General features: G+C 62.4%; 23 protein-coding genes. 12 read left to right on the top strand and 11 right to left on the bottom strand.

All coding sequences use genetic code 11. The features are described 5' to 3' along the window. Positions 1–37: 37 nt before the first annotated feature. A complete protein-coding gene (locus tag JWP26_RS11375) occupies positions 38–787 on the top strand; it encodes an SDR family oxidoreductase (protein ID WP_299727336.1) in 750 nt (249 codons plus the stop codon). Here JWP26_RS11375 and JWP26_RS11380 read toward each other — a convergent pair. Next, the gene (locus tag JWP26_RS11380) at positions 784–1,569 is read right to left on the bottom strand and encodes a DUF1365 domain-containing protein (protein WP_299727338.1); all 786 of its coding nucleotides are present in this window, start codon (positions 1,567–1,569) and stop codon (positions 784–786) included. The genes JWP26_RS11375 and JWP26_RS11380 overlap by 4 nt on opposite strands. Next, on the bottom strand, positions 1,566–2,915 hold the full coding sequence (locus JWP26_RS11385) for an NAD(P)/FAD-dependent oxidoreductase (protein ID WP_299727396.1): 1,350 nt from the start codon (positions 2,913–2,915) through the stop codon (positions 1,566–1,568). The genes JWP26_RS11380 and JWP26_RS11385 overlap by 4 nt, the downstream gene beginning before the upstream one ends. Before the next feature lie 234 nt (positions 2,916–3,149). Here JWP26_RS11385 and JWP26_RS11390 point away from each other — a divergent pair, with 234 nt between their 5' ends. Genes JWP26_RS11390 through JWP26_RS11400 form a run of 3 tightly spaced genes read left to right on the top strand, consistent with a single transcriptional unit; the run spans position 3,150 to position 4,783 of the window. Next, the gene (locus JWP26_RS11390) at positions 3,150–3,719 is read left to right on the top strand and encodes a sigma-70 family RNA polymerase sigma factor (RefSeq protein ID WP_299727340.1); all 570 of its coding nucleotides are present in this window, start codon (positions 3,150–3,152) and stop codon (positions 3,717–3,719) included. Further along, the gene (locus tag JWP26_RS11395; RefSeq protein WP_299727342.1) at positions 3,716–4,363 is read left to right on the top strand and encodes a ChrR family anti-sigma-E factor; all 648 of its coding nucleotides are present in this window, start codon (positions 3,716–3,718) and stop codon (positions 4,361–4,363) included. Before JWP26_RS11390 ends, JWP26_RS11395 begins: the two co-directional genes overlap by 4 nt. Positions 4,364–4,381: 18 nt before the next feature. Continuing rightward, positions 4,382–4,783 carry a DUF2177 family protein gene (locus JWP26_RS11400; RefSeq protein ID WP_367184117.1) on the top strand — a complete coding sequence of 134 codons (402 nt, stop codon included), beginning with the start codon at positions 4,382–4,384 and terminating at the stop codon, positions 4,781–4,783. A 163-nt stretch (positions 4,784–4,946) separates the two neighbouring features. On the opposite strand, the gene JWP26_RS11405 is transcribed toward JWP26_RS11400, so the two are convergent. Then, positions 4,947–5,489 (bottom strand): hypothetical protein, encoded by a 543-nt coding sequence (locus tag JWP26_RS11405; RefSeq protein ID WP_299727344.1) that lies wholly within the window; start codon positions 5,487–5,489, stop codon positions 4,947–4,949. 385 nt (positions 5,490–5,874) lie between these two features. Between JWP26_RS11405 and JWP26_RS11410 the strand changes: the two genes are divergently transcribed. The 6 genes from JWP26_RS11410 to JWP26_RS11435 all read left to right on the top strand — a co-directional run bounded on the left by JWP26_RS11410 (position 5,875) and on the right by JWP26_RS11435 (position 11,401). Next, the gene (locus JWP26_RS11410) at positions 5,875–7,170 is read left to right on the top strand and encodes an extracellular solute-binding protein (RefSeq protein WP_299727346.1); all 1,296 of its coding nucleotides are present in this window, start codon (positions 5,875–5,877) and stop codon (positions 7,168–7,170) included. Between the two features lie 61 nt (positions 7,171–7,231). Beyond that, complete coding sequence (locus JWP26_RS11415; protein WP_299727348.1) at positions 7,232–8,125, top strand: carbohydrate ABC transporter permease; 894 nt, start codon at positions 7,232–7,234, stop codon at positions 8,123–8,125. Beyond that, complete coding sequence (locus JWP26_RS11420; protein WP_299727350.1) at positions 8,122–8,973, top strand: carbohydrate ABC transporter permease; 852 nt, start codon at positions 8,122–8,124, stop codon at positions 8,971–8,973. The genes JWP26_RS11415 and JWP26_RS11420 overlap by 4 nt, the downstream gene beginning before the upstream one ends. Continuing rightward, positions 8,970–9,848 (top strand): ROK family protein, encoded by an 879-nt coding sequence (locus JWP26_RS11425; protein ID WP_299727352.1) that lies wholly within the window; start codon positions 8,970–8,972, stop codon positions 9,846–9,848. The genes JWP26_RS11420 and JWP26_RS11425 overlap by 4 nt, the downstream gene beginning before the upstream one ends. Then, a complete protein-coding gene (locus JWP26_RS11430; protein ID WP_299727354.1) occupies positions 9,841–10,587 on the top strand; it encodes a GntR family transcriptional regulator in 747 nt (248 codons plus the stop codon). The genes JWP26_RS11425 and JWP26_RS11430 overlap by 8 nt, the downstream gene beginning before the upstream one ends. A 19-nt stretch (positions 10,588–10,606) precedes the next feature. Continuing rightward, positions 10,607–11,401: a sugar isomerase domain-containing protein gene (locus JWP26_RS11435; RefSeq protein ID WP_299727356.1), complete on the top strand. Its 795-nt coding sequence runs from the start codon at positions 10,607–10,609 to the stop codon at positions 11,399–11,401. A gap of 175 nt (positions 11,402–11,576) precedes the next feature. Here the strand turns inward: JWP26_RS11435 and JWP26_RS11440 are convergent, their stop codons facing one another. Beyond that, a complete protein-coding gene (locus JWP26_RS11440; protein WP_299727358.1) occupies positions 11,577–13,037 on the bottom strand; it encodes an MFS transporter in 1,461 nt (486 codons plus the stop codon). A 244-nt stretch (positions 13,038–13,281) separates the two neighbouring features. Between JWP26_RS11440 and JWP26_RS11445 the strand changes: the two genes are divergently transcribed. Next, positions 13,282–14,094 carry an inositol monophosphatase family protein gene (locus JWP26_RS11445; RefSeq protein ID WP_299727360.1) on the top strand — a complete coding sequence of 271 codons (813 nt, stop codon included), beginning with the start codon at positions 13,282–13,284 and terminating at the stop codon, positions 14,092–14,094. Here JWP26_RS11445 and JWP26_RS11450 read toward each other — a convergent pair. Genes JWP26_RS11450 through JWP26_RS11470 form a run of 5 tightly spaced genes read right to left on the bottom strand, consistent with a single transcriptional unit; the run spans position 14,091 to position 18,827 of the window. Beyond that, positions 14,091–14,924 (bottom strand): glycerophosphodiester phosphodiesterase family protein, encoded by an 834-nt coding sequence (locus JWP26_RS11450; protein WP_299727362.1) that lies wholly within the window; start codon positions 14,922–14,924, stop codon positions 14,091–14,093. The two genes, JWP26_RS11445 and JWP26_RS11450, sit on opposite strands and share 4 nt — an antisense overlap. Next, positions 14,917–15,963: an ABC transporter ATP-binding protein gene (locus JWP26_RS11455; protein ID WP_299727364.1), complete on the bottom strand. Its 1,047-nt coding sequence runs from the start codon at positions 15,961–15,963 to the stop codon at positions 14,917–14,919. The genes JWP26_RS11450 and JWP26_RS11455 overlap by 8 nt, the downstream gene beginning before the upstream one ends. Positions 15,964–15,979: 16 nt before the next feature. Beyond that, entirely contained in the window at positions 15,980–16,801 is an 822-nt protein-coding gene (locus tag JWP26_RS11460) for an ABC transporter permease (RefSeq protein ID WP_299727366.1), read from the bottom strand. Beyond that, a complete protein-coding gene (locus tag JWP26_RS11465; RefSeq protein WP_299727368.1) occupies positions 16,801–17,676 on the bottom strand; it encodes an ABC transporter permease in 876 nt (291 codons plus the stop codon). Before JWP26_RS11465 ends, JWP26_RS11460 begins: the two co-directional genes overlap by 1 nt. Next, complete coding sequence (locus tag JWP26_RS11470) at positions 17,673–18,827, bottom strand: extracellular solute-binding protein (RefSeq protein WP_299727370.1); 1,155 nt, start codon at positions 18,825–18,827, stop codon at positions 17,673–17,675. The genes JWP26_RS11465 and JWP26_RS11470 overlap by 4 nt, the downstream gene beginning before the upstream one ends. 522 nt (positions 18,828–19,349) lie before the next feature. On the opposite strand from JWP26_RS11470, the gene JWP26_RS11475 reads away from it, so the two are divergent. Further along, entirely contained in the window at positions 19,350–20,057 is a 708-nt protein-coding gene (locus tag JWP26_RS11475) for a L,D-transpeptidase (RefSeq protein ID WP_299727372.1), read from the top strand. Positions 20,058–20,084: 27 nt separating this feature from the next. Here JWP26_RS11475 and JWP26_RS11480 read toward each other — a convergent pair whose 3' ends face one another. Both JWP26_RS11480 and JWP26_RS11485 read right to left on the bottom strand, forming a co-directional pair. Further along, positions 20,085–20,327, bottom strand: coding sequence for a hypothetical protein (locus JWP26_RS11480; RefSeq protein WP_367184118.1), 243 nt, complete (start codon positions 20,325–20,327; stop codon positions 20,085–20,087). Between the two features lie 53 nt (positions 20,328–20,380). Next, positions 20,381–20,833 (bottom strand): hypothetical protein, encoded by a 453-nt coding sequence (locus JWP26_RS11485; protein WP_299727374.1) that lies wholly within the window; start codon positions 20,831–20,833, stop codon positions 20,381–20,383.

Consider the following 20,833-nt stretch of genomic DNA (forward strand, 5'->3'; position numbering starts at 1 on the left):
CCCTCCAGCCCGTATCTAAGTGGAACAGGAGCGCAGCATGGCATCGCGGAAAATGGCCTGGGTCACCGGCGCGGGAACCGGCATCGGCCGGGAAGTTGCCCGGCGCCTTGCATTGGATGGCTGGCAGGTAGCGGTTAGTGCCCGAACCAGCGCCGATCTGGAAAGCCTTGCGCGCGAGCTTCCCGATGCGATCCGCTCTTTCCCGCTCGATATAAGCGACCGGGGTGCCGTTAACGCAGTGGCGACGCAGATCCGTGACACCCTTGGCCCGCTGGATTTGGTGGTCCTGAGCGCCGGCACCTATGTGCCGATGTCGGCGAAAGACTTCGATGTGGATGGCTTCGCCAAGACCATCGACGTCAATCTGATGGGCACGGTCAATTGCCTTGCCGCCATCATGCCACCAATGATCGCGCGGCAGAGCGGACACATCGCGGTGGTCGCCTCGGTATCCGGATTTGTTGGCCTTCCGGCCGCCGGTGCCTACGGCGCCAGCAAGGCAGCGCTGAACAATTTGTGCGAAGCACTGCAGCCCGATCTGGCACGCTATGGCGTGAGGCTGTCGGTGATCAATCCAGGCTTCGTCGACACGCCGCTGACCAAAAAGAACGACTTTCCGATGCCGTTCCTGATTTCGGTTGAACAGGCCGGCGATGCGATCATCGCTGGCCTCAAGACAGGTCGGTTTGAAATCGTTTTTCCCTGGCAGATGTCGATGGCTATGAAAACGCTTGCCTTGCTGCCGCATGGACTGCGGTTGGCTATCACCAAAAGGATGCTGCGCTAGGCCTCCTCGCGCTCGCGCACAACGGTGGTGGCGATGCGCGTCGCTGCCGGGCTGTGGCGGAGCAGCGGAACGCCCTTGCGCCAGAGCCTTAGCGCCTCCCAATGGATTGCGCCGATGATCTTGACGGTCATCAGAGGGTAGGAAATCAGCGCCCTGAACAAGGCGCGGCCATTCAATTCCTGGCGGTCGCCAGAAAACGATGCCCGCAGCAACAACCCCTCGGCATCGGTCTCGTTGATGCTTACGACCACGCGCTTGGCCGGCGGCTCGATGTGGAAGTGATAATCGCACTCCATCGGCATGAAAGGGGAGACGTAGAGTTGCTTGGCGCAGGAATGCTCCACCGCTCCATCGTGTTCTCCAGCGCGGATGACATAAGTGTGTCGCTCGCCGAACGTGTTGCAGACCTCGTAGAGAATGGCCCGCGTGGTCCCGCTCGCGTCCGAGCAGAAGTACACCGTCAACGGATTGAACACGTAGCCGAACATGCGTGGGTAGCACAGCATACGGATTTTCGGCCGGCCCATATCGATACCTGCGGCACCCAATTGCGCTTCGACCCAATGCCGCAGGCCGCCGGCGCGGCCGTCGCCGTGGTCCTTTTCCCAGAAGCTGAAGACGCCGCGGGCGTTAATGCCGAACAGCCTTGTCAGTCGTGCCAAAGCCGGCAGTTCATCCAGATCAAGCAGCAGGCAGAACACACGGTAATGCAGTTTGTGCTGGCGCGGCCGCAGGCGGGAATGCACCACATGACCCGCATAAATGGCCGACTGCATGCTCATTCGGCCGCCTCCAGCATTGGGGGCGCCAAGGTGATGCGATCAGAACAGCCTTCGACCGACCATGGCCGGTCCACGCCACCCAGCATTTCGGCAACCGACAGGCCCGATTGCAGCGCGTCCTCGTGGAAGCCGTGGCCGAAATAGCTACCGCAGAACCAGGTGTTGCGCCGTCCCTGCAATTGCCAGAGCTGCTGCTGGGCCGCGAGCGCCGCCGCATCGAACAGCGGATGGGTATAGGCGAAGCTGCGGATGATCTTGTCCTCGCGGATTTCCCGGGTTGGATTGAGCGTGACGAACAGCGGATGGGCCGGATCGAGATTTTGCAGGCGGTTCATCCAATAGGTTACGCAGAGCGGTCGATCCCCACTATCGCAACTCTCCCCGATATAGTTCCAGCTCGACCATACCCTAGGCCGCTTGGGCATCAGGGCGGGGTCGCTGTGCAAGACAGCTGTATTGTTCGTGTAGCGCATGGCGCCAAGCAGCGCGCGCTCCTGCCAGTCCGCATCGGCCAGCATCTTGAGCGTCTGGTCGGCATGGCTGGCAATCACCACATCGCTAAAGGTCTCGGTACGGCCGAACATGTCGGTGATATCGACGGTGTCATTTGCCCGAGAAATCCTCTCGACCGGGCAGCCCAGGCGTATCTCCCCTTTGAACGCAGCGACCAAGCGCTGCACATACTGCTGGCTGCCCCCGGTCACGGTTCGCCACTTCGGTCGGCTCATCAGGTTGAGCAGGCTATGGCTGGCGAAAAACCGGATGAACGCCTTGAGGGGGTAGCGCCGCATTTCGGTGGCGCTGATCGACCAGATCGCGGCCCCCATCGGCAAGAGGTGATCCTCGATGAATGCCGGCGCATAGCCGTTGGCGTCCAGATAATCGCCGAGGCAGACCGCATCGAGTTCGGGCAGGTCGAGCAGACCCGGCGCGTCGCGATAGAAGCGCACGATATCGCGCAGCATCAGCCAGAACCGGCCGCGGGCGAGATTGCCGCGCTGGCCGATCAGGCCGTTGAGCCCGTTGCTGGAATATTCCAGCTTGCCCTCATCAAGCGACGCGGCGAAGGACATGTTGGAGGCCTGGTGAGCCACGCCGAGATGCTCGAACAGCGCCACCAGGTTGGGGTAGTTCCGCTCGTTATAGACGATGAAGCCGGTATCGACGGCAATGCTGCCATCGCCGCCGGGGACCATCACGGTATTGGCATGCCCCCCTAGCCGGTCGTCCGCTTCATAGAGCGTGACGCGGTGGCGCTTGCTCAGCAGCCAAGCGGCCGAGAGCCCGGCAATGCCCGATCCTATGACAGCAATGTTGCGCCCTGTCTGATATTCGCCCGATGTCATCTGGTGCAGCACGCGCCGTTCCTTCTACACGTTGTGCAGGTAGATACGGGCGGCAGCGCAAAACGGACTTCGCCGGTTTGAAAAAATCTGTAGGTCACTGATCCGGCCTGGCATCGGCGCCGTACCAGCACCATGACCCTGGACCTGCACATCGCTGTTCTGCCACCCGCTCGGGTTGTACTAGCGGCAGGGCTGAGGCTAGCCAGAGCAAGGCGTTCTGATCATAATGTGCCCATGACCGCACTTCCGGACGGCCAAGCCGACAAGAGCATGACGGAGTTGCTGCTTGCCGTTGGCCGCAGCCAGGATATCGATGCGTTTGAAACCCTGTTCCGCTATTACGCCCCCCGCATCAAGGCCTATATGTCGCGCGGCGGCGGCAGCGCCTCGGCCGAAGAGCTGATGCAGGAGACCATGGTGGCGGTGTGGAAAAAGGCCGCACTCTATGATGCGTCCAAGGGCGCCGCATCGACCTGGATCTTTTCGATCGCGCGCAATCTGCGCATTGATGCCTATCGGCGCGAACGCCGTCCTGAATTCGATCCCAACGATCCCGCCTTTGTGCCCGATGAGGCGCCGGCCGCTGACGTTGCAATGGCGGCATTCCAGGACGCCGGGAGGGTCCAGCGGGCGCTGTTGAGCTTGCCCGCCGATCAGGCGACGGTGCTCAAAATGTCATATTTCGAGGACCAGTCGCAAAGCGCTATCGCCGCCGCGCTCGACCTGCCATTGGGGACAGTCAAATCGCGCATGCGTCTCGCCTTCGACAAACTCCGTACGCTGATTGGGGGCGAACCCTCATGAGCGTTATCCATCACCTCAACGATGATCTGCTGGTCAGCTATGCCGCTGGGGCCCTCAGCGAGGGCTGGAGCATCGCCGTCGCCACTCATCTGGCCCTGTGCCCGGACTGTCGCCGACGCGCAGCTGTGGCCGATGCCGTCGGCGGCGCGATGCTGGATGATCTCGACGCGGCACCATCCGAGGACAGGTCCTGGCAGGCCGTACGCGCTCGGCTGACATCCGGATCTGAGCCGGAGAAATCACACCCGGTAGCCAGCCCACAAACCCTGCCGCAGCCGCTGCGCGACTACGTGGGGGGCGACCTCAATGGCGTCCGCTGGCAGGCACTGGGCAAGGGCGCGTCGCAATTGCGGATCAAGACGGCCGATCGCGCCACGCAGGTGCGGCTGTTGCGCATTCCCGCCGGCAAGCCCGTCCCTGAGCACACCCATGGCGGGCGCGAGCTGACCCTCGTGCTGACCGGCAGCTTCCGCGATGGCGACACGATTTTTGCGCGAGGCGATATCGAGGATGCCGATGCCAGCCTTACCCATCAGCCCATCGCGACGCCCGAGGCCGATTGCATCTGCCTTGCGGTTACCGACGCACCGCTGCGCTTTAGCAGTTGGATCGTGCGGCTTGTGCAGCCCATTTTGGGAATTTGAAAGTAGGCGGAGTTCATTGTGCTGAAATATCTTGTCGCCTACGCTGCCACCGCCGTGATTTTCTTCGCCTGCGATTTTGTATGGCTGTCCACAATGGGCGGCTTTTATCGCGAGCGCGCCGCGGGCCTGTTCCTGGATAAGCCGAACCTCGCCATCGCAGGCCTGTTCTATCTGGTCTATGTCGGCGGTATCGTCTTCCTCGCCGTCATCCCCGCCCTATCGGGAAGCGGTTGGGGCGCGGCGTTGCTCGCCGGTCTGGTGCTCGGCCTCGTGGCCTATGGCACCTATGACTTGACCAATCTGTCGACCCTAAAGAACTGGCCGTTGGCAGTGACGCTGGTTGATCTGGCCTGGGGCACTGTGCTCACTGGCGTCGCCGCAACCGGCGGCTTCCTGTTGACCCGCTGGCTGACGGCGTGACCGGGGGCCATCGTAGCTTCAGCCGGTCTGTCCACCTGGTCGTGCCTTCGCCTGCGAAAGTCGTATTGCTCATTTCTCTCCCAAGGAGGGAGACCAATAGTGCATAGGCTTGAAACAATGTGGGCCCCGCTTGGGGCCCGCATCCGGCGATTTCAATGGCTGGTCATAGCCAATCAATGGATTGGAAGCTGCCACTTCCGTCGAACAGGCACTGGAACGGTGGATTGCCCTGTGCGCCAAGGCTCACGCTGCCCGTCACGACGAAGCCGCCATTCGTGCCGCGCATGGGTTGGCTAGCGGTAACATTGCGCGGGCGGGTGTTGTACTGGCCGGACGCCTCACCCTTGCAATAGGCAACCATTTGGGACGCCGTCAGCCCTGAAGAGGGCGCTGCGGCTGGATCTCCATTGCTGACACCCATAGTGCAAACACCATTTGCGCCCCCGCGAGCGGTATAGGAAACAGCTGACGATCCGTCCGGATTAACCGATATCGAAATCGTCGTGCGCTGATAGGTGGTCTCGTAATAATTGGCGTTAAAGGTCTTGAGCCTTGCCTCTTTTCCATTGACGTAAACGGGCCCGCCAGCATCGGCGTGAACTTCAATGCCACCGGGGCAGGTGGCGTTCAAAAAGGGGACCGCTGCTTGAGCGGAGGTCGCTAAGATTCCGAAAAGCAGCAATGTTGTTATGGCGAGAATGCGCATTCATAACCTCCATAAGGGTATGAGACATCATGCCACTAAATACGCTTTGGGCCTACACTGGTCCAGCTTCGCTCGCTTATAAAACCGGCCGACGACGCTCGATCGGCACCCGGCACCTCGCGATCCGCACATGAAATTCACACCCTTAACCTTCATCGGGATGAGCCTCGACACGCTAATAGTCGCCCCGGTAATGGGCGGCCGAAGGCCTATTCCGCAACGCTGCGGGGATTCATTCGCGCCGGTCATCCCGTAGCCGAGAGATAGCGAACTTCCACGCTGCTCTGGAAGGAGAAGAATCCCTTTGATTATGTCGTTATAACGTCATAACACTATGACCTATCGGTTGGCGCTTGGCTGGCCGGACGCGACGGGGAGAAAATTCATGCATTACGTTAGGGCCATCCGCCGCCTAGCTGGCGTGGCGACTGTCCTGGTATCCGGCACAGCGTTGACGCAGGCGGCCGAGATTTCGTTTCTGACCCATTGGTCGCCCGACACGGTGGCCATGCTGGACGCCGCGATCGCCAAATATGGCGAGACGCATAAGGACGACACGATCACCGTCCGCGCCGTACCGTTCGGCGATCTGTTGACCACGCTGCGCACCTCGGGCGGTGGGGCAGGCGGGGCAACCATTGCGGGCATTTACGACGCCTGGCTTCCGGACCTGGCCAAGGACAAGCTGGTCGCGCCCGTGCCGGCTGAGATGGCCACGGCTGTGACGGCCAATTGGCCGGCCGGTGTCGTCAGCGCGGCCACGGCTGGCGGCTCGCTTTACGGCATTCCCAATGAGATCGATGTCTATGCGCTGAACTATAATAAGCGCCTGTTCGCGGCAGCCGGGATCACCGAGCCACCCAAGACGTGGGAAGAATTCCTCGCCGACGCCGAAAAGCTGACCGACAAATCCAAAGGTCAGCAGGGTTTTGGCTTGATCAATTCGTGGGCCGCCGGCGTGCTGCATCCGTTTGCGTCTTTGCTGGTGTCCAATGGCGGCGACCTCGTCGTCGACGGCAAGCCGGTGCTGGACAGCAAGCAGGCCAAGGAGACGTTTGAGCTTTATGAAAAGCTCATCACCTCGGGCTTCTCCGATCCAGCCATGGCGACAGCCGACGCCAATACGACCGGGCCGTTCCTCGACAATTTCGTTTCGGGCAAGACCGGCATGATCATCATGGCCAATTGGTGGGAATCGGCGCTGAAAGCCGGCATGGGCGACGCGTTCGCCGATATCGCCACCGCGCCAATCCCGGTCGGTCCATCGGGCGACAAGGCGCATTCGATCTCCTATTCGTGGATGACCGTGGTCAATGCTCAAGCCAGTGCCGAAGAACAGGCTGCGGCCTGGAGCTTCCTCGATTGGCTGAACGGGCCGGAATCCGGGCCGAACGGCGCTTCGGCCATGGGCGAAATCCTGATGTCGATGGGTATCCTGCCCTCACGCACCTCGGACGCGACGGCATTTGGCGATCGTCTCAGCGGGGATGCGTTCCTTGCCGGATATACGGGACCGCTGCCGGACGCCAAGCCGTTCCCGGTGGTGCTGGGTGGTCAGGAGTTCTCGGAATCGCTGCAGCAGACGCTTGAGGCACTGCAATTCGGGCAGGTTACTGCCGCCGAGGCGCAGACCAATGCCCAGACCGATGCGGCCGAAATTCTCGAACGCAACGCCAAATAGGCATCTCATCACTACGTACTGGGCGGCTACGGCCGCCCAACTCTCCTTGCCCCGGATAGTTATGCTCCGCACCCAAAACAGATCGGCGATCGGCATGCTGGCGCCCGCGACGGGCTTGATCGGCGTGTTCGTCCTGCTGCCGATGGCGCTGACCGTCTGGCTGGCCTTCCAGGACTGGTCGACCCAGACCGGGTTCGAGACTGCGCGCTTCATTGGCGTGGATAATTTCCTGGCCATTTTCGGGCCCGGTTCGGTCGGCCGCGACTTCAAGGCAGCGCTGGTGAATACCGCCATCTATACCGTGCTGTCGGTGCTCATCATCGTGCCGCTTTCGGTGGCGCTGGGCCTGTTGGTCCACCAGAAGATCGCGCCGGGCGGCATCGTGCTGCGCACGGTCTTGTTCTCGACCTATATGGTGCCGATGATCGCGGTGGCGCTGGTGTGGTCCAAGCTCTATTCACCCACCGAGGGGCCAATCAACCAGATGCTGGGCTGGATCGGCATCGGCGCCCAGACCTGGTTGTCGTCACCCAAGACGGCGCTGGTTTCGCTGGTGCTGCTCAATGTTTGGCAGCAGGTGGGCTATTTCACCGTGCTCGCCGTCGCTGGACTGACGCAGATTCCGCCGGTGCTGTATGAGGCTGCCCGCGTCGACGGCGCTTCGGCATGGCGGCAGTTTCACGCGATCACGCTGCCGCTGCTCGGCAATACGCTGCTGTTCTCGGCGGTGATCGGCGTCATCAACGCGGTGCAGGTGTTCGAGCCGGTGGCGCTGATCACGCAGGGCGGGCCGGTCAATTCGACCAATGTGCTGACCTATCACATTCGCCGCGTCGGCATCGAGCGGGCGCAGGGTGGGCTCGGCTCGGCGATGGCCGTCACGCTGATGCTGGCGCTGATCGTGGCTATCACTGCCTTGTTCGCGGTCGCGCGCAGCCGGGAGAACCGGACATGAGCAGCAACCGCCCCAAGATTTTCGCATCGCCGCAGGAAGGCCTGCTGACCTTACTGATTATTTTCGTTGCCGTGGTTGCGGCTTTCCCGATGGCCTGGATGGTCCTGTCCAGCCTCAAGACGCCGCAGGAGAGCATGCAGACACCGCCGGTCTGGTTTCCGGCCACGCCGAACCTGGATGCCTATGTGCAGGTGGCCGATGTGGTGAGCCTGGGACAATCGTTTCTGAATTCGGCGGTGATTGCGGTGATCACCACCGCCGCCATTCTATTGACCAGCCTGATGGCGGGCTATGCCTTCGCCAAATACACGTTTAGGGGCCGCGATGCGCTGTTTGCCGTGCTGATCGCGGCGATGTTCCTGCCGCCCATCGTCACGCTGATCCCGCTTTACCGCATCACCGGCTATCTCGGGCTCAATGCGAGCCTGTTCGGCGTCATCGTGCCCAATCTGGCCAATGCCTTCGGCATCTTCCTGATGCGGCAATATATCAAGGGCGTGCCCGACGACATGATCGATGCCGCCCGCGTCGATGGCGCCAGCGAAATGCGCATCCTGTTCAAGGTGGTGGCGCCTTCGGTGATGCCGGCTATCGCGGCCCTGACGCTGTTTGCCTTTGTCTATCACTGGAACAGCTATCTGTGGCCGCTGACGGTGTTGCAGGGCAAGACCGAGCAATATCCCATCGTCATCTCGCTCTCGCGGTTGCTGAGCTATAATCGCGGGGCGATGAATACCGGGCTGGTCATGGCCGGCGCGACGCTTGCGGTGTTGCCGCCGGTGGTACTGTTCGTGTTTTTGCAGCGGTTCTTTGTGGACTCCATCGTGTCGAGCGGGGTCAAGGGATGAGCGCGATCCTCGCTATTGATCTGGGCGGCACGCGGTGCCGCATCGGGCGCGCGACGTCCGTTGATCCCGGCGCCGTGCAGGCGGTGGCGAATGTGCCGGCGCCGACAACGCGGGAGGATTTCATCGCGCTGGTCCGGGGGCAACTCGCCGAGCACGGCACGAAGGCCTTGGGCCTGGGCGTTCCGGGTTTGGCCGAAGGCAGCGTCTGCCGCTGGGTGCCCAATCTGCCTTATCTTGACGGCCTGGATCTGGCCGACGCATTTCCCGCCATCCCGATCGGGCTGGGCAATGATGCGCAGTTGAGTCTGCTGGCGGAGGCGAAGTCCGGGGCCGCTGCGGGCGTCGCGGATGCGATCCTGTTGGCGATCGGCACCGGCATAGGCTCGGCGGTTCTTGCCGGGGGCACGATCATCAGCGGGACCATGGGCGCGGCCTGTTCGTTTGGCTGGGCCTCGGTGGACGTCGACGACGGGGGCGAGGATGTCAGTGGATGGCTGGAACGGCATTGTTCGGGCCGGGCGCTGGACGCACTGGCCCGCCAGCAGGACCTCGTCGACGGCACCGCGCTGATAGCGCAGGCTCGGGTGGGCAACGCCGCGGCGCGCACGGCGCTTCAACGTTCGATGCAAATGCTCGGCACGGCTCTCGCGGGTGCGGTGGCGCTTCTGGCGCCCAAGACAGTCATCTTTGCCGGCGGCGTTGCCGATGGGTTCGACGTGCTTGCGCCGCTGATCGAATCGGGGCTGGTCCGGCATCTGCCACCGCATTTGCGGCAGGTTGAACTGGTAGCGGCCCGGCATGGGCCTGGCGCCGGCCTGATCGGGGCCGCGTTTGCCGGGGCCATGGGGCCAGCCTGGAGGAGCGGACATGGATGAACCACAAGGCCTGCAACGGCCCGATCGCCGCCGACCCGAACCGCTTTGGCACCAGGCTGAAACGGCGCTGCGCGAACTGATCAAGAGCGGGGAATGGGCGGCCGGCTCGCAGATTCCCAACGAGGATCGGCTGGGCGACATGCTGGGGATTTCCCGCATTACCCTGCGGCACGCGCTGCGCAACCTGGAAGAGGCCGGGATGCTGCGCCGCGAGCATGGCCGGGGCACGTTCGTGCGGTCCGCCACCATGGTGGCGGGGGTGCGCGGGCTGACCAGTTTCACCGACGAGATGCGTACGCTGGCGCTCGAGCCGGGCACGCGGCTGATCGCGGCGCAGATCTTGCCGGCCACCGAGGTTATCGCCGAAGCGCTTGAGGTCAGTGTCGAAGCACCGATCGTACAGTTGCGCCGGCTCTGGCTGGGCAATGGCATGCCGATCGGCATCCAGACCACGCATCTGGCAGCAGAGCGGGTGCCGGGCCTCTACGGGGCTGCCCCCAGCGTCGGTTCGCTTTATCGCTGGCTCAAGGACAATTGCGGCATCGATCCGATCAAGGCCAAGGAAGTCTACCGCGTCGGCAGCGTGCCCGCGGGCGATGCCGACCTGATCGAATTGCCCGCCGGCACGCCTGCCTTCGAGGTCGAACGCATCACCTTCGATCGCACCGGCCCTTTCGAATTCGCCCTCTCCATCATGCGGGCGGACCGCTACGAAATCCGCTCCACACTTTTCGTCTAGTCCAGAAAGGCACATATCCATGTCCACGCTCTATATCAGCAAACTCGTCAAGCTCGCCGAACAGGCCGGCGCGGACAATGAGGCGGCCTACGAGGCGGCCTCCAACGCCATGACCGAAAGCCTGGCCAATGATGGTCTCGTCCACCTCTATGGCTCGGGCCATTCAGTGTTGCCCGTGCAGGAAACCTATCCGCGCTACGGCTCCTATCTCGGCTTCAATCCGCTGACCGATCCGCGCGTCATGTGGCACAATATCCTGGGCGCAGGCGGGGTGCGCGAACTGCTGTGGCTCGAGCGCACCGAGAACTATGCCGAGAAATTCCTCGACCACCAGCCGCTCAATGCCGGCGACACCATCGTCATCTTCGGCCATTCGGGGCGGAATTCCTCGGGCATCGATACGGCGATTTATGCCAAGAAGCGCGGGTTGACGGTTATTGCGATCACCGCCAAGGCCAACCTCGACAAGCCGGCGACGCACTCGTCGGGCAAGCGCCTCGCCGATGCGGCCGATATCGTCATCGATACCTGCGCGCCGATCGAGGACGCCATCGTCGATATCAAGGGCTGGAGCCGTCCGGTGGCCGGGGCTTCCACGGTTCTTGCCATGATCAACATGCACGAACTGGTGGCGCGGACGGCTCAAAAGCTGGCCGATCGTAACATCGAGTTGCCCGTTTTTGCCTCACCCACCATCGCCGGTGTGACCTTGCACGATACCGACATCATCTACGGGCAATACCGCGAGAAGATGCTGAACGCACAGACCAAGCATCTGCCGCAGTTCAAGAAATCCATGGCCAAGGAAGATTAAGATGGTCGGCTTTGACCGTTGAACTATAGGCCCTTACGTCGAGGACGCCCGGCTGCTCCGGACGGTAATGGTCAAGGGCGTTTCTGTCCCCGCTTCGACCCCCGGCTTTGTTCCGCCCATCAATTTGTCGCCACAGAGCAGGGGGTTGGTCGCGTAATTTGGCGCGTCGGGGATGTCAGATTTCCTCGATCGTATCGGGGGTGGCATCGGCGGCAGGAATGTGCGCTTTGCGGCCGCCGGAGTGCCCGGAGACTTCTGCGCCCGCGTCCCGAGGCAGCCTCACAAAGGTCAGTGCGGTCAGCAGCATCACGACGCCCATCAGTCCCAGCGCGATCTGGAAATCAGGCAGGCCCGGCGTCGCCGCGCCGCGCCAGAGCTGGGAAAGATTGACGCAACCGGCGGCGGCGGCAACGCCGAACACCATGGAGAGCTGTTGCGACATGCTCGAGATGGTCGTGGCCGAACTGCGCTGGCTGGCGTCGACATCGGCAAAGGCCAGCGTGGCGAGGGCGGTGAACTGCATCGAGCGGGTGGCACCGGCGATGAGCAGGATGGCGATGGTGATCGGGTAGGGGGTTGCGGGCCCCAAAACCCCGCAGGCCATGACCGAAAGTCCGGCCAGGCTCCCATTGACGACGAGGACGGACCGAAAGCCGAAGCGCTGCAGGGTGGGGGTGGTGATAGCCTTCATGGCGAGATTGCCGATGAAGTAGGCGACCACCAGGCCGCCGGCCTGTAGAGCATCGAGCCCGAAAGCAACCTGGAACATCAGGGGCAGCAGGAACGGCGTGGCATTGATGGCGATGCGCGCCACGACGCCGGCCTTGGCATCGGTCGCCGCGAAGGTTGGAATTTTGAGGGTGCGCAAGTCGAGCAGCGGATGGGCGCGCCGGAGCAGCCAGACGATTGCGACGGCGCCGAACACCAGGCCAACAGCCGCCAAAATCACGGCATAGAGCACTGGCAAAGTTCCTTGGACCAGTGCGTCGAAGCCGTATAGCAGCGTCGCCAGGGTGATGCCGGTCAGCACGAAGCCGACGCGGTCAAAGGGGCGCCGCTGGAACTCGCGGTCGGCTGGAACAATCCGGAACACCAGCACGAATGCGATAATGCCGAGCGGTACATTGATCCAGAAATTCCAGTGCCAGGACGCATATTCGGTCAGGAACCCGCCCAAGGCTGGGCCAAGCACCGGCGCGAACAGCGCAGGCCAGATGGTCAGACCGATGGCTGAGACGATCTCGGACTTCTGCGCTGTCTTCAGCACGATGATGCGGCCGACCGGAAACAGTACCGCGCCGCCGGCGCCCTGCAGGGCGCGTGCCACGACGAACTGGCTCAGATCCTGCGCCAGGGCGCAGGCAATCGAGGTGATGGTGAAGATGGCGATGGACAAGAGGAAGGTGCGGCGCGCGCCCAGAGTATCGGCGAGCCAGGCAGCGGCGGGGATGCAGATGGCCACAGCCAGCATATAGATGGTTATGCCGATGCTCATCTCGAGCGTGCCGACATTGAAGTCGCGCGCCATCTGGGGCAGGGCGGTGACGATAATCACGCCATCGAGAATCTGGGTGAACAGCGCGGCAGCGACGACCAGCGCGACATTTCGGGAATGGGGGGTGAGAACTGGGGGCATACAGGCGGGACCGGGCGCAGATTTTGATACTCCAGCGGCCTGGAGCGCCGCTTTGTGTGCCACACATTTGTGAGCCAACCTAGTCATTTGCGATTTGGGTCGGCGCGCTACACGTCGGCGATTGCGAGAGCAGGCGAATGGAGCAACGTTCGGTGTCCGCCAATCAGGCGCGGCATCCAGATTAGCCGCATTTCAGGTGTCATCGTAGAGGGGGTATGATGTGTGGAGCCCGGAGATTCGCCTCATGTCGATAGATTACGACGCCGTCCTCGCCGACATTACGGAGCTTGCCCGCCAGGCGGGTGCGCTTACACTTGGATATTTCAAGCAGTTCCGCGAGCTTGAAATCGGCATCAAGGGACCGGCCGATTTTGTGTCCGATGCCGATAAGGAATCGGAACTGCTGATCCGCAAATTCCTGTTCGAGCGCTATCCGGACTGGAGTTTTACCGGCGAGGAATTCGATGCCGTCACCGGCCGGAACCTGGAATACCGCTGGCTGGTCGATCCGATCGATGGAACGACCAACTTCATCAACGGCATGCACTACACCATCTCGATCGCGCTGCGGCGTGGCAACGAAACCGTTTGCGGCGTGCTTTACAATCCGCCCGTCGACGAGATGTTTACGGTCATCAAGGGGCAAGGCGCCTTCCTTAACGGTGAGCGGCTGCAGGTCAGCCAGCAGACCGACATCGGCCTGATGACCGTTGGCACCGGCTTGCCGACGCCGAACCTGCAGCTCTATCCGGGCGCCTACGAGCGCCTCGATGCCATCCGTGCACCGATCGGCGCGGTGCGCATCGTGGGCAGCGCCGCCAACTCCTGCGCCTATGTGGCGATGGGCCGGCTCACCGGGTATTTCGAGGAGACCGGGTTTGTCGATACGGCCGTGGGCATTCTCTTGGTCGAGGAAGCCGGCGGCGTGGTAACTGATTGGTGGGGTCGTGGGCCGGAATTCTACGAAAAGACCGGCACCTTGATCGTCGCCAACAAGGCGACGCATGCCTTTTTGATCGAGAAGCTCAGGGACGTGCCGCGCAAGGACCCGAGTTAAGCCAAGGCGGCGGCCAGTCCTTCGGGATCATCGGTGGTGATCTGGTCGACCTTGAGCGCCAACAGGCGCTCGACGCTTGCGACGCTTTCAGGATCGGAGCGCTGGATGGTGTAGGCGTCGATCCGCCTCCCATGAGCGTGGAACGCCGCGATGAAGTCGAAGCCGGCGTCATCGGCGCCGAGCACCAGTCGCCACTCCAGATAGATCATCTCGGCGTTGGGAGAAGCTGCCACGGCATCGGCCACGAAGCCGGCGAAGTCCTGGCTTTTGGCCAGATTGTCCAAGGCGCTGCCATGGCAGGGATCGTAGCCGATGCGGACCCCCGACGCGGCCGTGGTCAGCAGGCGAACGGCCTCGGCATCGCCGGATGACAGGATCATGTTGCGCGCCACGAGTGCGACGCTGCGGGCGAAATTATCGAGGGCGACAGGATCGAGCGCCGCAGCGTCTTCCTTGTAGTCGAGTTGCAGCAAGGCATCGGGATGAACCGTCTCGCTTGCCAGCAGCGCCGCCAGATCGTCAAGCAGCATGATCGGCTCATCGATCGGGGTGCCGGCATTGTCGCGCAGCCGCAGCGCGCGCAGTTCGGCGGCAGTCTTGGAGAGCACTGCGCCCTCGCCGGTGCTTTCGCGGCCCAAGATCATATCATGCAGCACGGCGAAGCCGCGTTCACCATGGATGACCAGATCGACTTCGACGCTGGCGCCGAGGCGCATGCCTTCGATGATGCGCGAGCCGGTGAAGACGGAGTCGCTGGCGCGGCGGCGGCCCCGGTGCCACTTGAAGAACGTGCGATGGCCGTTGCGGCTTATTGAAATAGCGTCAGCCATTGTCGAGGCTCCGGAAGATGGCGGCGTTGTAGCGATAGGCGGCGAAGGCGCGCGGCTTGAGATCGATGGCCTGACCGGCTGACCAGTTCCGCGCCTCGCCCACCATGGCCTTGAGGCGCACGCCATCGGGCAGGTCGACATCGACGATGGCATGGGTGCCGTAATCGGTCACACGATGGATCTTGGCCATTCCGGCGCCGGCCGCCGGGACGATATCGAGGGCCTCGGGGCGAACCGCCAGCGTCGCCGGCCCGTCGGCCGCAGCCAGCGGCACGGCAAATCCCGTATGGGTGAAAACGCCGTTGGCGATCGTGCCGTCCACCAGGTTCATGCTGCCGATAAACCCGGCAACGAAGGGGGTTGCGGGTTCACGATAGACCACATCAGGACGGTCGGCCTGTTCGGTGTGGCCATCGCGCATGACGACGATGCGGTCGGCTAGCGCGAGGGCTTCGTCCTGTCCGTGGGTCACGAACAGCGTCGTGATCTTGAGCCGCTGCTGGATATCGCGCACTTCCTCGCGCAGGCGTTCGCGCAAATGCTGGTCGAGGCTGGCGAAGGGTTCGTCAAGGAGCAGTATCTTGGGCTCCAGCACCAGCGAGCGGGCGAGCGCCACGCGTTGCTGTTGCCCGCCCGAAAGCTGGGTGGTGGCGCGCGAACCATAACCGCCCAGACCGACCAGATCGAGTACGGCCTCGACCTTGCGCTTGATTTCGGCCTTGGGCAGGCGACGCAGCTTGAGGCCGAAGGCGAGGTTGTTGAAGACGTTCATATGCGTCCACAGCGCGTGGCTCTGGAACACCATGCCGGTCGGGCGCCGTTCAGGGGGGACGCGGGTGACGTCTTCGCCATCGATGGTGATGAGGCCACTGGTGGCAGTCTCGAAGCCGCCGATCATGCGCAGCAAGGTCGATTTGCCGGAACCCGAAGGGCCGAGCAGGCAGACCAGTTCGCCATCGGCGACAGTCAGGGTGAAATCGTCCACTGCCGTGGTGGTGGAAAACTTCTTGGTGACGCCTTGGATATCAAGCACGGCCATACGCCTAAAGACCTTTCTAGCCGCCGAAGCCGCGGGCGAACGAGCCCGAGCTGATGATGCGCCGCGCGAACAGCAGCGCGGCAAAGGAGGGCACCCACAGGATCACCGACAGCACAGCGCCATACTGGATCACCGGTTGGTTGTTGATGAACGAGATCATCAGCACCGGCAGGGTGCGGATTTGCGGTGCGCCGATCAGCCAGGCGCCCTCGGTTTCATAGAAGGTGCCGACGAAACTGAGCAGCACCGCCGCCGCGATGGTCGGCCCGGCCTGGGGCAGGGTGATGGACCAGAACACGCGGAATGGCTTGGCCCCGACATCGCGGGCGGCCTCTTCCATGCGGCGATCCACCGACTGGAATGCCGCGACCGGTATCCAGATCATGAACAGCAGCGTGCCAACGAGCTGGATCAGCACCACGCCCCAGAAAGTGGCGATCAGATTGAGCTGCAGGAAGATGCCGGCGATGGCGACCAGAAGGCCGAACTTGGGAAAGGCGTGGCCTGCGAGGAAGGAGAAGAACAGCAGGTTGCGCGCCGGAAATTCCATGCGCGCAAACGCATAGGCGGCCGGCAGGCAGATGACGCAGGAGAGCAGCGTCACCGTGACCGACAGGCTTAGGCTGGTGGTGATCGAACTCCACACATCGGCGCGCGCCAAGGTCTGCTGCCAGAATTTGAGTCCGAATTCCTGCGGGATCACCGAGGGATAGCGCCACACATTAGTGAAGGCCCACGTGCCCACCACCAGCAGCGGAAAGATGATGACCACGGTCAGCACCGCGGCAAAGCCGATACCGGTCCAGTCCATGCGCTTTTCGATCAGGGCACGGGCCATCAGGGCGCTCGATTCTTGGCGACGGAATAGACGTAGAACAGCCCGAACACGATGCAGAAACCGAACGCGATCACGGCCTGGGTAATGGCTGTCGTCGGATCGTTGAGATCGCGGAAGGTGCGCTGCATGAACGGCCCCATCATTTCAGGCGCCGCGGGTCCCAGCACATAGGGCAGTGTGAAGGCCGAAAAGATTCCGAGAACGGTGAACGACACCGCCACCAGCAGCGAATTGGAAATGCGCGGCAGGATAATATGCCACAGCACGGCGAGCCTGCCGGCGCCGACATCGCGGGCGGCCTCGATCGACTGATTGGAGACGTTGCCGAGCCCCGACAGCAGGATCAGCACGGTCAGCGGGATATTGTCCCAGACCAGGCCAAGGACCGGTCCCCACGGCGTCAGATAGGGCGAGCGGATATGGGGCAGATGCACGGCATTGAGCAGCAGATCGACCGTACCGTTCGGCCCGAGCACCCGAATGAAGGCGTAACTCAAAATGATCGAGGGTACGAACATCGGAAAGATGGCCAGGCCCTGCACATAGGCGGCGATACGATTGGTCGCAAAGCGTAGGTACAGCGCGATGGGCAGGCAGATCAGCAGCAGGATCAGCGCGGTCACTGCGGTGGTCCACAGCGTCACCATCAGATTATTGATGCTGTACTGATCGGAAAAGAAGAACTGGTAGGTTTCCAGCGAAAAGCGCTTTTCGGCCGCTGCGTCAGGCAACCAGATGGTGCGGATGATCGCCGAAATGATCGGCCAGATGATCAGCCAACACACCAGCAGGACCGGCGCGGCGACGAGCAGAAGGCCAACTGGCCTCCTGCTCTTGTTTGTTCCGACGATATCGTTGGCCGGCAAAACGGTCATGCGGCGGTGCGGTCGACGTTTGGTGCCACGGCGCGATACCAGCCGTCATTGATGGCCTTTTCCCAATCGCCGCCCGGGAAAACCGGGATCGAGGTCGGCACGATGTCCTTGAACTTCTCGCGCAGGTCGGCGGCGATATAGTCCCACGACACGCCCGGATAGCCGCCGAGTTCGGTCAGCACGGCGGACTGGATTTCCTCGGTCAGCACGAAATCGGCCAGCTTGAGCGCCGCATCCTTGTTCACGCCGTTGGAGAACACGCCAATCTTGGTGAAACCGCCCGGCAGGCCGAGATCGGTCAACTGGACCAAGCCCGTGGTTTCGGGGAGCACACCCTGGCTGATCGCCGACAGCGCCTGATCGGACCAGGCGGGAATCATCGTGACGGCCGACTGGCTGAGCAGCTGGACCGACTGCGTATTGCCCGACGTATAGGCGCCATTGTCAAACAGCGAGCCCGACAGGTCCTTGAGGATGTCCCAGGCCGGGGTCAGGGAAGCGTCGGCCAATTCCTGGGTGTAATTGTCGACGGTAAACTTGGCAGGGTCATTGCCGGTGGCTTCGTAAATGGCACGACGGACGAAATTGCCGCCCGAGCCGCCCTTGTCGGGGCGATTGTAGATGAACTGGCCGGGATTGGCCTTGATCCAGGCGACGAGGGCTGGCCAGGTCTTGGGTACATTGGCCGGATCGAGCTTAGTGGTATCATAGGCCAAAAGGACCTGCGAACCGCGATAGGGCAAGCTGGTGGGAACGTCCAGCGCCAGTGGATTTATCTTGGAATAGTTGGACAGACCCGCCTTAGAGAAATCGACCCAGAGGCCGGCCTCGATGCCGCCACTGGGCAGGCGCGTGTCGAAGCCTTCGGCAACGTCCGACTGGGGATCGGCGCCGCTCGGCAGCGCAGCCAGTGCGCGCTCGGCAATGGCCTGAACGCCGGCGCTATCGCCGCCGTCAACCAGGTTGAGGGTGATGCCGGCATTGGCGGCTTCAAACTTCGGCTTGATCACATTGGTCCAGAAATCGATCACGTTCTGGTCTGACGTGAAATACACGTCGATCTTGCCAGCCTCGGCGAAGGCAAAGCGGGGCATCAAGGCCAAGCCGGCGGCGGTGCCGGCGGCCGAAATCATGAATGAGCGGCGTTTCATAGCTGTTCTCCAGGTCCTGCGGAATATCCGCGGCGTTAAAGTCCAAAGTCGGTCGATGACTGATCTGCTTCCGCAGACGACCGCTGAAGGCGCAGGAAGCCTGCCGGCATTATGAGATGTGCATGACAGGCAGATGACCGCGCCTGCGGTCGACAAGACGTGCTGGGCTCTCCCTTTCGGCTCTTTGCGAGCTCTACGGTAAGCGTGCACATTTTCGATCGGCATTCCAGCGCGTTCTGTTGGCGATCATTCAAATCATTTTGGTCCGAGCGAGCGTCTGCAATCGGTTTTGGTGCGACACGCTCCCCGAGTTGGCCGCTAGAAAATAGGGATTTCGACGGGACTGAGGGGTGAGAGTTGTCGCGCCGGTATTCCGTCGAGGCTGTCTTGGCTGTCCCGCTCAACGAAAGCCAAGCTTGCCAATTGAGCGCGGTGAGGCCAATCTCGCTCCTGGCAGGCGTTTGGCGGGTGCGCTGCGATCTATTCTTTGGTCAGGCAACGGGAAATGGGAGGCTTCAAGTCATGATCGTAGACAATGGGATTGTGGATGCTCTTGAAATGGACGAGGTCACTCCGTCCCGGCTCACGGCAGGGGCTTTGAGCCGCAGGTCGTTTCTGGTCGGTTCTGCTATCGGTCTTGGCGCGCTGGCACTTTCCGGTTGCGCGACCGGCGGTATGAGCCTTGCTGAGGCGGAGAAGGCTTACGGGCCCGTGCCTGATGAGCGCTTCCCGATCCCGGCCGTTGCCGTCAGCAAGATCGATCCGAAATTTTATCGTCGGACCGTGCGCTACGACACCAAAGAGGTGGCTGGCACGATTATCGTCGATCCCAGCCACCACTACGTCTACCGTATCGAAGGCGAGGGAAACGCCACGCGTTATGGCGCCAGCGTCGGCCGCGCCGGCTTCCTTTGGAGTGGGGACGCCTATATCGGGCGCAAGGCGGAATGGCCAGTCTGGACGCCACCCAGAGAGATGATCCTGCGGCAGCCGGAAGCCGCCAAATATGCTGGCGGCATGCCGCCAGGCCTGGACAATCCGCTCGGTGCCCGCACGCTGTACCTCTATCAGAATGGCGCCTACACGCTTTACACGCTCTACAGCACGAGGGTGGCCGAAACGATAGGAAAGGGCATTTCAAGCGGCTGTATCGGCCTTCTCACTCAGGACATGATCGACCTTTATTCGCGAACGCCGGTTAACACCAAGGTGGTCGTGCTGCGCGCATAGGCGACAGGGGCAGGGCCGTTCGCAAAATCATGCGACCTTGAAGGGGCGGCGGCCACTTTTTCCCGTCTGCAACGTCTCGGCGGCGCTAAGTGCCGCCACCTCCCGCAAGGCCGCGAAACCGAAGAACCATTGTCCGCGAGCCGCCTCGCGTGGTGCGCCGAGCACGTCCACGGACGGCACCATGTCCAGCACGACGCGATAATCCATCACTGCCGCCGATGCAATCACCCCCTGAACCTGCGGCAGCAGGCGCAGCGCCGCGGTCGCCACCTCCTTGGCAGTGCGGACTTCGATGATGGAAGTCCGGCATCGCTATTGTGGTCTTATGGCTGGTGTCTTCGGGGGCGGCAGTGGTCCTTGCCGGCTCCACGGTCCGCTTGGAAGTGCCTGCACTTGGGGGCTTCAATATCCGCGGCGGCTATAGCCTGCCCCCGGAGTTTGCCGCGCTGCTGGTTGGTCTCGTTGTCAAATTCGTCGCAGCGATCGCCGAGATCGTCCGTGCCGGCATTCGGTCGGTTGATCGGGGTTAATGGGAGGCCGCCCGATCGCTGGGCCTGCATAACGCTCAGATTATGCGGTTGGTGGTCTTGCCGCACGCATTGCGGGTCATCACGCCGCTGGTCACATCGAGCTTTCTCGATCTGCCCCTTCTTGTCGCCAGCACCTGCTTTGCCGCCGCCATTCCGCTGGCGGTCCTGCTCGCATTGGCGCGGCAAATCCAGAATGGGCGGGCTGCGCACCATGGCGGTCGTGTTCATCGAGGTGATGCGCGGCAC

It is taken from the genome of Devosia sp. (genome assembly GCF_028290435.1).
Taxonomy (GTDB): Bacteria; Pseudomonadota; Alphaproteobacteria; order Rhizobiales; family Devosiaceae; genus Devosia.

Excerpts from the sequence above, each read along its gene's own strand:
- JWP26_RS11380 (WP_299727338.1), bottom strand. The coding sequence starts at position 1,569 with ATGAGCATGCAGTCGGCCATTTATGCGGGTCATGTGGTGCATTCCCGC.
- JWP26_RS11440 (WP_299727358.1), bottom strand. The coding sequence starts at position 13,037 with ATGCCCCCAGTTCTCACCCCCCATTCCCGAAATGTCGCGCTGGTCGTC.
- JWP26_RS11470 (WP_299727370.1), bottom strand. The coding sequence starts at position 18,827 with ATGAAACGCCGCTCATTCATGATTTCGGCCGCCGGCACCGCCGCCGGC.
- JWP26_RS11410 (WP_299727346.1), top strand. The coding sequence starts at position 5,875 with ATGCATTACGTTAGGGCCATCCGCCGCCTAGCTGGCGTGGCGACTGTC.
- JWP26_RS11385 (WP_299727396.1), bottom strand. The coding sequence starts at position 2,915 with ATGACATCGGGCGAATATCAGACAGGGCGCAACATTGCTGTCATAGGA.
- JWP26_RS11405 (WP_299727344.1), bottom strand. The coding sequence starts at position 5,489 with ATGCGCATTCTCGCCATAACAACATTGCTGCTTTTCGGAATCTTAGCG.
- JWP26_RS11455 (WP_299727364.1), bottom strand. The coding sequence starts at position 15,963 with ATGGCCGTGCTTGATATCCAAGGCGTCACCAAGAAGTTTTCCACCACC.
- JWP26_RS11450 (WP_299727362.1), bottom strand. The coding sequence starts at position 14,924 with ATGGCTGACGCTATTTCAATAAGCCGCAACGGCCATCGCACGTTCTTC.
- JWP26_RS11390 (WP_299727340.1), top strand. The coding sequence starts at position 3,150 with ATGACCGCACTTCCGGACGGCCAAGCCGACAAGAGCATGACGGAGTTG.
- JWP26_RS11435 (WP_299727356.1), top strand. The coding sequence starts at position 10,607 with ATGTCCACGCTCTATATCAGCAAACTCGTCAAGCTCGCCGAACAGGCC.
- JWP26_RS11430 (WP_299727354.1), top strand. The coding sequence starts at position 9,841 with ATGGATGAACCACAAGGCCTGCAACGGCCCGATCGCCGCCGACCCGAA.
- JWP26_RS11415 (WP_299727348.1), top strand. The coding sequence starts at position 7,232 with ATGCTCCGCACCCAAAACAGATCGGCGATCGGCATGCTGGCGCCCGCG.
- JWP26_RS11395 (WP_299727342.1), top strand. The coding sequence starts at position 3,716 with ATGAGCGTTATCCATCACCTCAACGATGATCTGCTGGTCAGCTATGCC.
- JWP26_RS11425 (WP_299727352.1), top strand. The coding sequence starts at position 8,970 with ATGAGCGCGATCCTCGCTATTGATCTGGGCGGCACGCGGTGCCGCATC.
- JWP26_RS11465 (WP_299727368.1), bottom strand. The coding sequence starts at position 17,676 with ATGACCGTTTTGCCGGCCAACGATATCGTCGGAACAAACAAGAGCAGG.
- JWP26_RS11445 (WP_299727360.1), top strand. The coding sequence starts at position 13,282 with ATGTCGATAGATTACGACGCCGTCCTCGCCGACATTACGGAGCTTGCC.
- JWP26_RS11420 (WP_299727350.1), top strand. The coding sequence starts at position 8,122 with ATGAGCAGCAACCGCCCCAAGATTTTCGCATCGCCGCAGGAAGGCCTG.
- JWP26_RS11375 (WP_299727336.1), top strand. The coding sequence starts at position 38 with ATGGCATCGCGGAAAATGGCCTGGGTCACCGGCGCGGGAACCGGCATC.
- JWP26_RS11475 (WP_299727372.1), top strand. The coding sequence starts at position 19,350 with ATGATCGTAGACAATGGGATTGTGGATGCTCTTGAAATGGACGAGGTC.
- JWP26_RS11460 (WP_299727366.1), bottom strand. The coding sequence starts at position 16,801 with ATGGCCCGTGCCCTGATCGAAAAGCGCATGGACTGGACCGGTATCGGC.